The organism is Bacteroides sp. An269, from assembly GCF_002159755.1.
Classification (GTDB): Bacteria; Bacteroidota; Bacteroidia; order Bacteroidales; family Bacteroidaceae; genus Phocaeicola; species Phocaeicola intestinalis.
This window is the reverse complement of sequence record NZ_NFJG01000224.1, coordinates 1-1,583: the sequence shown is the minus strand read 5'-3', so window position 1 is coordinate 1,583 and position 1,583 is coordinate 1. Positions and strand designations below refer to the sequence as shown.

Genomic DNA, 1,583 nt, shown 5'->3' with positions numbered 1-1,583 from the left:
GGATGAGTTTTTGAGGCATTTTCGCTTCTGTGATGAGGAAGATAGCGGGCTATCTGACGAAGAACAGGAGCGAAAAGAACCAAAAAATCGCCCAAAGCACACACGAAAAAGGATACATCAAGCCAAGAAAAACTTTTTGGAGAAATTCAAAACAGCTTCTAAAATTGCAAAGGTGCAGGAGGAGTGAAGATTCTGCGCCTTTGCAATTCTTATGTAGGGGTGTATGCGATACACTTCTACGAGTCATTGGTTGTTTTTTAACCGTCTGTTGTGAAAAGGAACAATCTCCATAAATGTTATTTAATTTTTAAAAAATCGTCCAATAAGAATAATAATTGGCATAATAACTGCTATTATTAAAGTTTGTATGGCTATTTCTGATATAGAAATATGGTTATTCGATAGATATTGAAATATTGAAGAAAAAATAGGCCATAATACTATAAATAGCAAGTAAAATGTGATTTCGTTTTTTCTTATAAATTTTTTGTTGTTCATAATTTCTACGTTTTTAAAGGTTATAGAGATTGTTCCTAATTTTTCATTTAATGTGGCGAAAAGAGGCATACTAAAGTGTTGTGTCTTGGTCCTTTTCGACAATGCAAAATTAGATAACCTTTTTGTGAATGAGGCTGTTACAGGTGTAACAATATCGTAGAAAAGTGTAACATTTGCATTACGTATATGAACACGTGTGGTTGTTTAGGTCTTTTTATTGTTTTAATTTACCCATTTCCGGACAATGTTTTTCAATTTTCCAGCTTCATAATTTTCACCTAATTTGGTTAGAATATCATGTTCTCTACGGTATACTGTTTGTCTGGTTAATTGTAGGAGTTTTCCTCTATCGGTAGCTGAATAGTCGGTCAATAGTAGATAACAATAATTTTGTTCACTTGGAGTGAAACAAAATTGGTTGCTATATTGTAGTATGATGTCTTTTTGGTCTAATTCGTTGGCAAGGCTTCTCCAATCTTTTTCGGATAGTGTTTCTTTGGAATGTCCTTTTTGTTTATAATCTATAAGGATATGTTCTATTTTAGTACGGGCATCTGAATGTTGTATGATTTCTTGTAAAAGAATGTCACGCTGGGCGTTTAAGTTTCTTAACTCTTTTTGTAAAGTTGCTTTTTTGTTAATATCAGATTGTTGGCAGGTGAGTTTATACTGTAATTGTTCGATTTGGATTTCTTTTTGTTTTAATTCTTTTTGAAGGGATTGATAACCCTGGTTCATCCTTTCTTTTTTCGCGTGAAAAAGTTTTATTGTTTCTTTATGTCTTTTTCGTGTAGTATATAACCAAATGGTGCATAAAATGATTCCATAGAATGATGTCTTGAAATATTCTTTGATGTCAAATACAAAAATGCCGCTTAAGAAAGGGGATAATTGATTCCAGCACCATCCGGTGATGGTTAAAGCAAGAGTGGTTATTGCGAGGAAAGTAATGGTGGGATGAGAGATTTTCTTCATAAAATAAGAAGCTGTTTTGAATTTATCGTGCGATGATTTGGGATGAGTTTTTGAGGCATTTTCGCTTCTGTGATGAGGAAGATAGCGGGCTATCTGACGAAGAACAGGAG

At 33.5% G+C, this 1,583-nt stretch carries 2 protein-coding genes; one reads left to right on the top strand and one right to left on the bottom strand.

Features of this window, described 5'->3' with window-relative positions; genetic code table 11:
* On the top strand, window positions 1–187 hold a 187-nt coding region (locus tag B5F71_RS20570; protein ID WP_158098163.1), incomplete at its 5' end, for a hypothetical protein.
* A gap of 533 nt (window positions 188–720) precedes the next feature.
* Here the strand turns inward: B5F71_RS20570 and B5F71_RS20565 are convergent.
* A partial coding sequence (locus B5F71_RS20565) for a hypothetical protein (protein ID WP_158098162.1) occupies window positions 721–1,583 on the bottom strand: 863 nt, incomplete at its 5' end.